The sequence below is a fragment of the Parasphingorhabdus sp. genome (assembly GCF_049667325.1).
Taxonomy (GTDB): Bacteria; Pseudomonadota; Alphaproteobacteria; order Sphingomonadales; family Sphingomonadaceae; genus Parasphingorhabdus.
The window spans coordinates 1-8,406 of sequence record NZ_JBATHY010000252.1 but is presented as its reverse complement, the minus strand read 5'-3'; the positions used below and the strand labels follow the sequence as shown (position 1 = coordinate 8,406).

10 protein-coding genes are annotated in these 8,406 nt (G+C 56.2%); 4 read left to right on the top strand and 6 right to left on the bottom strand.

The genetic code is table 11. The features are described from left to right. Positions 1-494: DHH family phosphoesterase (locus WBM93_RS11390; protein ID WP_424431940.1), on the bottom strand; the 494-nt coding region annotated here is incomplete at its 3' end. A gap of 65 nt (positions 495-559) precedes the next feature. Between WBM93_RS11390 and WBM93_RS11385 the strand changes: the two genes are divergently transcribed. Further along, the gene (locus tag WBM93_RS11385; RefSeq protein WP_424431938.1) at positions 560-1,051 is read left to right on the top strand and encodes a flavodoxin family protein; all 492 of its coding nucleotides are present in this window, start codon (positions 560-562) and stop codon (positions 1,049-1,051) included. On the opposite strand, the gene WBM93_RS11380 is transcribed toward WBM93_RS11385, so the two are convergent. Genes WBM93_RS11380 through glpX form a run of 3 tightly spaced genes read right to left on the bottom strand, consistent with a single transcriptional unit; the run spans position 1,048 to position 3,887 of the window. Continuing rightward, on the bottom strand, positions 1,048-1,635 hold the full coding sequence (locus tag WBM93_RS11380; protein ID WP_424431936.1) for a uracil-DNA glycosylase family protein: 588 nt from the start codon (positions 1,633-1,635) through the stop codon (positions 1,048-1,050). The genes WBM93_RS11385 and WBM93_RS11380 overlap by 4 nt on opposite strands. Before the next feature lie 24 nt (positions 1,636-1,659). Further along, a complete protein-coding gene (locus tag WBM93_RS11375) occupies positions 1,660-2,886 on the bottom strand; it encodes an alpha/beta hydrolase (RefSeq protein ID WP_424431934.1) in 1,227 nt (408 codons plus the stop codon). Positions 2,887-2,912: 26 nt separating this feature from the next. Beyond that, the gene (gene glpX, locus WBM93_RS11370; RefSeq protein ID WP_424431932.1) at positions 2,913-3,887 is read right to left on the bottom strand and encodes a class II fructose-bisphosphatase; all 975 of its coding nucleotides are present in this window, start codon (positions 3,885-3,887) and stop codon (positions 2,913-2,915) included. Between the two features lie 62 nt (positions 3,888-3,949). On the opposite strand from glpX, the gene WBM93_RS11365 reads away from it, so the two are divergent. Then, positions 3,950-4,432, top strand: a complete 483-nt coding sequence (locus WBM93_RS11365; protein ID WP_424431930.1) for a hypothetical protein — start codon at positions 3,950-3,952, stop codon at positions 4,430-4,432. Here the strand turns inward: WBM93_RS11365 and WBM93_RS11360 are convergent, their stop codons facing one another. Together WBM93_RS11360 and WBM93_RS11355 are read right to left on the bottom strand one after the other, a co-directional pair. Further along, positions 4,433-5,731 carry a homoserine dehydrogenase gene (locus WBM93_RS11360; RefSeq protein ID WP_424431928.1) on the bottom strand — a complete coding sequence of 433 codons (1,299 nt, stop codon included), beginning with the start codon at positions 5,729-5,731 and terminating at the stop codon, positions 4,433-4,435. Positions 5,732-5,817: 86 nt separating this feature from the next. Then, positions 5,818-6,654, bottom strand: a complete 837-nt coding sequence (locus tag WBM93_RS11355; protein WP_424431926.1) for a hypothetical protein — start codon at positions 6,652-6,654, stop codon at positions 5,818-5,820. Between the two features lie 264 nt (positions 6,655-6,918). Between WBM93_RS11355 and WBM93_RS11350 the strand changes: the two genes are divergently transcribed. Continuing rightward, a complete protein-coding gene (locus WBM93_RS11350; protein ID WP_424431924.1) occupies positions 6,919-7,575 on the top strand; it encodes an energy transducer TonB in 657 nt (218 codons plus the stop codon). A 79-nt stretch (positions 7,576-7,654) separates the two neighbouring features. Further along, positions 7,655-8,404, top strand: coding sequence for a MotA/TolQ/ExbB proton channel family protein (locus WBM93_RS11345; protein WP_424431923.1), 750 nt, complete (start codon positions 7,655-7,657; stop codon positions 8,402-8,404). Positions 8,405-8,406 lie beyond the last annotated feature (2 nt).

Genomic DNA, 8,406 nt, shown 5'->3' with positions numbered 1-8,406 from the left:
GCCTGATGGGCCATGTCGAGGGCATCATAGGCCATGGCGCCGCAATCGACCGTGACCACCAGATTGCTGCCCTGCTCGCCGAGCTTGACCAGCGCCTCGCCAGACGGACCATAGCCTTCCATCAACCGGTCCGGGATATAATAGCCTGCCTCGAGCCCGAGGTCCCTCAGCAGCAAAATGAGCAGAGCTGCGCTGGTTGCGCCATCAACATCATAGTCACCGAAAATCGTGACCTTTTCCTGATTCTTGATCGCAAGGGCAAGACGATCCGCAGCGACATCCATATCCTGAAAAACCGAGGGGTCGGGCATGAAGCCCCGGATCGTAGGATCGCGGTTGATCTCGAGCGTTTCGCGGCTTGCACCGCGCGCAAGCAACAACTGGGTGACCAGATCATCCGGCTGAAATCCGGGGTCCCGCGCGTCGGCACTGGTGCTGCGCCAGCGCCAGCTCTGGCCGGACAGGGAATTCTCGACATTCAATACTGCGTTCATGGTCCGCGCTATGCGTGAAACCTGAGGCGCTGACAATCGGTCTGTTAGTTGATAGAGGAATGTCGATGACAACGCTTCTGATCGTTTATTACAGTTATACCGGCGGTACCGCCCAGATGGTCGAGGCTGCTGCCGAGGCGGCGAGGGCAGAGGACGGCAGCGCTGTGCGCGTCATAGGTGCTGCAGATTGCGAGCCACAGGATATGCTGGCAGCCGACGGCTATATCTTCGCGACACCCGAAAATCTGGCGGCGATTGCCGGGGTGATGAAGGCATTTTTTGATCGCTGCTATTATCCTTTGCTCGGTCATATCGAAGGACGACCCTATGCCGCGATGATCTGTGCGGGGTCGGATGGGCAAAATGCGAAGTCACAATTGGAGCGTATCGCAACCGGTTGGCGACTCAAGAAAGTGATCGATTCGCTGATTGTCTGCACCCATGCGCAGACCGAGGAAGCCATCCTGGCTCCCAAGACCATCCGGCAAGCCGATCGCGATCGATGCGCCGAGACAGGTGCTACGCTTTCGGCCGGGCTCGCCATCGGTGTCTTCTAGACTAGCACGCTCACCCGTTTCTGCAAGACCGGAATCACATCTGTTTCAAACCAGGGATTGGCCTTGAACCAGCGGATATTGCGCGGGCTCGGGTGGGGCAGGGGCAGATGGTCGGGCCAGAATTCCTGCCAACGTGATACGGTTTCTGTCAGCGTTCTGGATTTCCTCTCTCCCAGATGCCAGTCCAGAGCATATTGGCCAAGTATCAGGGTGAGTTGGACGTTCGGCAATGCCTGCAACAGCGGCTCGCGCCACGCCGGAGCACATTCCGGGCGGGGCGGTAGATCGCCGCCCTTGCCGGTTCCGGGAAAGCAGAAGCCCATCGGGATGATCGCGAACAGACGCGGATCGTAAAACTGGTCCTCGGTCACGCCGAGCCATTGCCGCAGCTGTTTGCCGCTGGCATCGTCAAACGGCCGGCCTTTTTGGTGGGTCTTGCTGCCCGGAGCCTGCCCGACAATCAGAATCTTGGCATTGGCACTCGCCTGGAGCAACGGCCGCGGACCAAGCGGCAAATCCTTGCAAATCGCGCACGACCGGATGTTGGCTAGTAGCTCATCCAGTTGCCGGTCATTGCGTTGCATCTATTCTGGCCAGGTTTGACAATATCAGTTGGGCTCGCGGCGACAAACCGCAATATCATCCGGTTCCGGAACATCGGGATCGGGGGCAAGCGCGAATACATGCAACAGCCTGGTTGCCTTGCGTTTGTTTGCCTTGTTTTCGGTGCCGTTCACAACTGCCGCAAAATCGGCGCAGGCAAGCGCGCTGCGGAGATAGTCGCTGTGGCCGGTTTGACCGCGACCGATGGCCGTAGTGTCAATTATGGTCAGCCCGCTTTTTTCCGGCTCCGTGTCATATTGGGTTTTAGCGGCATAGCATCGTTCGGGATGTCCCTGCTCCTTTAGCAAGGCAGCTTCGAACGGGTTGAAACAATCGGGACGGCCCAGTCTTGGATAGCCATGGAAATTGTACGACAGGCCAAGCGCACGGTCTTTCGCCGATACATAGACCGTGATCCGGCGATCGTTATTGACCCGGCGCATGGTGAGCACGGTTTCGGCGATGTCACGCTCGAAATCCTGGCGATCGACATCCGGCGATGCGAGAATGATATTGGAAATATTGCTCGAATCGGCGTTGCTGCTGTTGCGATCAACAAATTCAATTGCCGGTATCGCCAACCGCACGCCCAGGGAATGGGCGACCAGAATGATTTCTTTCGTCCAGGGTTGTTGCGCCAGCTTGGTCAAAAAGCTGCGGAACTGGCGTTCATTATAATACATATTGGTTTCATCGGCGGTATATTTCAGCAGCTCGCCCTGCGAGGGCCAGCTATAATGCACCATCGGTATGTCAAGTCCTGAAAGGCGGGCTATCTGTGCACTGTCGCGAGCACTGGTAAAAAAAGTTTCCCGAAATCCGTGGACATAGAGCAGGATGCGGCCATCTCGCTTTTGCGTTTCCGCCGCAAGATCATCCCACCATTGCTGATCATTGCTCAGTGCAAAGGGAACCGCGTTCTTCGTTTTCACCTTGCCCTTGGCGTTGGTGATTTGCATTTCAGCGGGATCACCAAATCGCGCATATCGGACAATATCGCTTCGCTGGTTGAGTAGCGCCACCCGTTCGGCCCGACAATCCGGCAAGCGGCTAGTCACCGCAAAATAAGGTTTGTCCGAAACCACATCCGCCGGCTGTGCTCCCGGTCGGCAGCGGTCATTGGCAACATAATCGCCATGGGGGATAGCGCCATATCGTACGGGAGATATACAGGCCGTCACCAGTATCGGCAATATCAACAGGCAGAAGCGCAACCTTCTGGTCTGACGCATGAGCCTCTTGGGCAACATCTTTTGCATCAGGTTTTGCGATGTTCGCTTTTTACCCAACGGACGGTGCCGGACGAAGCGCGCATCACAACGCTTTCCGTTGTCATCTTGCCGCCGCGCAGTTTCTTGACGCCTTCCAGCAGCGAACCATGGGTTACCCCGGTCGCAGCAAAGATCACGTCACCCTTAGCCAATTCTGTCAGGTCATATATTTTGTCGAGATCTTCAATGCCCCATTTATAGGCGCGCTGGCGTTCATCGTCGTTGCGAAACAACAGGCGTCCCTTGAATTGGCCGCCGACACAGCGCAGCGCAGCTGCCGCGAGCACGCCTTCCGGTGCCCCGCCGCTGCCCATATACATATCGACCGTCGTGTCTTCGTCAGACGTCGCAATCACGCCAGCGACATCGCCGTCGGGGATGAGCATGATTCCGCAACCGATTCCCCGCAATTCCGAGATTATCTTGTCGTGCCGCGGTCGGTCGAGAACACAGACTATGATTTCCGACGGTTCGACGCCCTTTTCCTTGGCTACTGCCGTGACATTTTCGGTGACCGACTTGTTTAGGTCGATGATATCGGGCGAATAGCCCGGCCCGACCGCCAGTTTTTCCATATAGACATCAGGTGCGTTGAGCAGATTGCCCTTTTCCGCGATGGCCAGCACAGCGAGCGCATTGGCGCCTGCCTTGGCGGTGATGGTCGTTCCTTCCAGAGGATCGAGCGCAATATCGATGGCCGGCGCTTCGCCCTCGCGGCCACAGCCGACTTTTTCGCCGATATAAAGCATCGGGGCTTCGTCGCGTTCCCCTTCGCCGATAACCACTGTGCCACATATGTCCAGTTCGTTGAGCGCGCCGCGCATCGCTTCCACAGCTGCGGCATCGGCGGCTTTTTCATCGCCGCGGCCGATCAGGTTGGCCGCCGATATGGCCGCCGCTTCGGTGACGCGTACCATTTCCATTACCAGGAGGCGATCCAATATGTGGCTTGCTTCGGGCATATTATCGGGTAGTCCTTATATATGAGGTCATTTTGAACTCTCGATAGGGGAGCGATATTGCAATGTCGAGACAGGTTTTACTGATCCTTTTGCTGGTCCCGTCCGCTGTGGCCGGGCAAGTTTTGTCTCCAGAAGCCAGGACCAGTCAACTGATGGAAAAAGCGAATCAACTGGTTGCAGTCGACGCTGATGGCTGCCTTCTTTATCGTCCCGATGATGTGATTGTCGTATGTGGTATGCCCGAGATTGATCGACAACAAAGGCTGCCCTTTCCTGAATTGGCGGCAGACGCGGGTGAAAGAATTCGTGAACCGTTACCAAAAGCTAATCCGGGAATCATCCAGCAGGGCCGTTGCTACGTTACCATGAACGAACGCAACTGCTTCAAGGGGTTACCCTTGGTGAGCGTCAGTTTCGGCGGAAGTGGCCGGGGAATCGGGGGAGCCGCCGGCCGGGTGTGGCAGGCCGTGGCTCCGGATATACCAGCCGCGGATTATGTAAAACAGGCGATGATCCGGCCGCTTTCGCCTGCGCCGGCCGAGTGATCAGTCCTGATCGCTGAGCAGGTGCATGACCACTGGCGCAGCTTGCAAACTTGTGGAACTGGAGAGGGCAGCTAGGCTCCTTGAAACGTTCCGCTCACGACTGTCATGCGTGACCATCGAGATCAGCACGGATCCCTCTTCGGTTTTCTCGGTTTGGATCAGACTTTCGATCGACACATTGGCATCGCGCATGGCGGCGGTAATCTCGGCAAGAACACCGGGTTTGTCCGCGACGATGAAACGAACGTAGCTTTTGCCCGTCCGGTTCCCGCTCTCGGCGCGTTCGCAAGTTTCCATCTTGCTGGCCGGTGCGGCGAACACGGTTCCGTTATCCCCCCGCGCAATGTCAATCAGGTCGGCGACGACGGCGGAGGCGGTAGGTCCTTCGCCGGCGCCCGCTCCCTGAAACATAAGGCGACCTGAAAAATTCCCTTCGGCAACCACAGCATTGGTGGACCCTTCTATATGGGCAAGCGGATGTCCTTCGGGGACAAGATAAGGGGTGACGCGCTGGAACAGCTTTCCATCATCAATCCGCGCCATACCCAGCAAGCGGATACGATATCCCAATGCTTTTGCCTGGCCGATATCTGCCGCCATTATATGGCGGATGCCATCAATTTCCACGCCTTCAAAGTCGAGCGCTTTGCCAAAGGACAGCGCGGCCAGAATGGCCAGCTTGTGGGCTGCGTCTACACCGTCGATGTCAAAGCCGGGATCGGCTTCTGCATAGCCGATTTCCTGAGCATCTTTCAAAACATCGTCGAAGGCACGTCCGTGTTTTTCCATTTCTGTGAGAATATAGTTACACGTGCCGTTGAGGATGCCGTAAACGCGCTCGATCTTGTTGGCCGAAGCACCGTCGCGTAGTCCCTTGATTACCGGTATTCCACCAGCAACCGCGGCTTCATATCTTAGCGACAGATTTCCAGTTTCGGCCGCCTTGGCGAGTTCCATCCCATGATGGGCGATCATCGCCTTATTGGCGGTGACAAACGACTTGCCTGCCGCCAGACTCTTGCGTGCGAGATCCAGCGCCGTGCCGTCGGATCCGCCGATCATCTCGACAACGCAGTCAATATTATCCTGTATCGCGAGTTCTTCGGGCTGGTCGAACCATGGGTATGCGGTCAAATCAATACCGCGATCGCGGTTCCGGTTGCGGGCCGAAATGGCGGTTACAACAATCGGCCGGCCGGCCCGTTGCGCGATCATGGCACCATTTTCTTCGATTAACCGGATAACTCCGGTTCCGACGGTGCCCAGTCCAGCGAGCGCGATGCGAAGCGGAGCAGTCATGTCATTAGCCTCTTTACGTTTCGGGTAAGATTGATGATGCCCTATTAGCGTCGCCTTGGTCGAATGCCAGAACTAGTTCTGCGCCCTTACGGTTGCCGCGATCTCGGGCATCCGCCGAGGTCACGAAGAACCAGCTGGTAATCGCTTCGCGCCTGTTGGGCGTTCGCTGCACTATCGCCGGCCAACGATCCGACGGGCAATTGACGGGGGAGAAAACAAGCCAAGCGGTACCAGAGCAGGCTGTTCCTGACCGGCGCGCGCGCTGCCTCGTCGACAATCTCGCCCAAGGACACAGCCCAGAATTTCGGCTGGCCGTCGCGTTTTAGCACAGTGATTGAAATGGGTGATCCGGTTTCGGTTTCCATGAATATCTGGGTTTCACCCTCGCCAATGATGGTGCCCGGCACATGAAAAGCGCTCGCGATCCGGGAAATGGCCGGCGGGGCATCCCGGTCGACCAGTTCACGGACTAGCGAACGTACCCGCTGTTCGCGACTGGGCGTCCAGGCAATTTGTGCATCCTGGGCAACCAGTTGTACATTGTCGCCGCCGCTGGACGGACGACGGGCAAAAATGATGAACGGTTGCTTCTTGATTTTCGGAGCCCGTCCCCGTGCATCAAGTGGCAGATCAATGACGTAACGAATCGTTTCTCCGACCCCTCCCTGACCGCGAATCAAAGCGCTGGTTGAGGCAATAATATAAAAGCGTTGTGTGCCCGGAGGTGCATTTGGAGCCCGTTCGGGGTCAACTTTGATCGCTTCCTTGATCGTCGCATGAACGATGATCGGAGCTGCCGAGCTGAGGTCAGCGAGGTCGGCATATTGCAACGGATCAGCATCGCCCAGGCTTTGCGAAAAAGCCGGAAACACCGCAATTTCGCTAAAAAGAAGGGCGGAGGCAAGGATTGTCAAAGGGCGCATGATTTTCTCTGGGACTGGATTTCGGGACACTCGGTTTTATCCGCTATAGTGGGTCTTTAACAGCTTAATCGATGATGAACCAACAAAGCGATTGCCTGCGTCGAACTAGCGCGTTAAAACAAATTTAAGACGGCTTTCATGCGAACGAAAAGCTGTCATTGGGATAACAAGGGTCGCGATGGTTTTTCAAGCCTCATGCCCTTGTAAAGGGCTTCAGCGATGAAGTATTCGACCTTGATGGGGAAAAAGGAGTTACATTTCTGAATGGCTTATGCTGACCAAGAGATGAGTTCGAGCAAGATTGTATCAATCTTTCTTGTCGTAATCATTCACCTGTTACTTGGCTATGCGCTGGTCACCGGACTAGCATATAGTGCCGTCAAGAAGGTTGCCTCGCAGCTGGATATGATTGACATTCAAGAGGACGAGCCGCCGGAAGAGCTTGAGGAACCACCACCACCACCGCCGGACAAGCCGATTGAGCCACCTCCAGTGGTGTCGCCACCGCCCATCGTGGCACCTGTGGTCGCGCCTAGGCCGGTGATACGGACGGTTCCAACCGCACCGCCACCACCACGACCGGTGGCAGCGCCTCCACCACCGCCGCCGCCACCGCCACCGCCTCAACGGGCGACGCCGGAGCCACGTGGTAACCCTGGCAACTGGGCCAATGCGAACGACTATCCTTCGCGGGCTTTGCGCGAGGAACGGGAAGGGACGACGCGTTTTCGGCTGACTGTAAATTCCGATGGCCGGGTAGCTAACTGCCAGATCACTGGTTCTAGCGGCCATTCTGATTTGGATGACGCGGCCTGTAAAAATCTAACGCGACGTGCACGGTTCAATCCTTCGCTGGACTCGAATGGAAATCCGACAACGGGCTATTATTCCAACGCGGTTCGTTGGCAGATACCCAAATAATATAATTGGGAAGGGCATCGGATGATGCCCTTCCCGCCATAGATTTTTTGCTATCAATTATCCTGAGGGGAATGTTAAAATGTTGATTGAAATTTTGGCCGCTGGTTCGACAGCACCACAAAACGCTTTTGGTTTCTGGGAAGCCATGCAGCAGGGCGGTGTTATCGCTTGGTCTGTTCTCGCAATTCTGACGATCATGTCCGTATCTTCTTTTTATATCCTGTTTTCGAAATTGTTCGAACAGAACAAGGTCATGAAACAGGGGCAAGCTATGCGCTCGACGTTCTGGCGTGCAGGAAGTCTCAAGGAAGGTTCTGCGAAGCTCGACAAGAATTCTGCCTATCGCCAGATTGTTGATGACGCGATCAGGGCAGACGAAGATCATGCCAAACTGACCGACCCGGTCGAAGCCCATGACTGGGTGCACGGATCGATCGCACGGTCACAGGATCTGATAAACTCCAAGCTCGCTGTTGGATTGCCTTGGTTGGCTACGGTTGGCGCAACATCGCCGTTTATCGGACTGTTCGGAACGGTTATCGGTATTTATCGCGCGCTGATCAAAATCGGTATCGCCGGTCAGGCGTCGATCGATGCTGTTGCCGGCCCGGTTGGTGAAGCTTTGATCATGACCGCGCTTGGTCTTGGTGTGGCTGTTCCGGCCGTTCTCGCCTACAACTGGCTTCAGGGCCGCAACAAGCGGATTGCAGAACAGCTCTCGGCTTTCTCCAACGATGTTCTGGGCTATATCGCATCGGACGGCGGCGTTAAACCAGTCGGTCCAGCTGCCGCTGCTGCAAAACCGGCTGCTCCAGCCGCAAAGAAATAAGT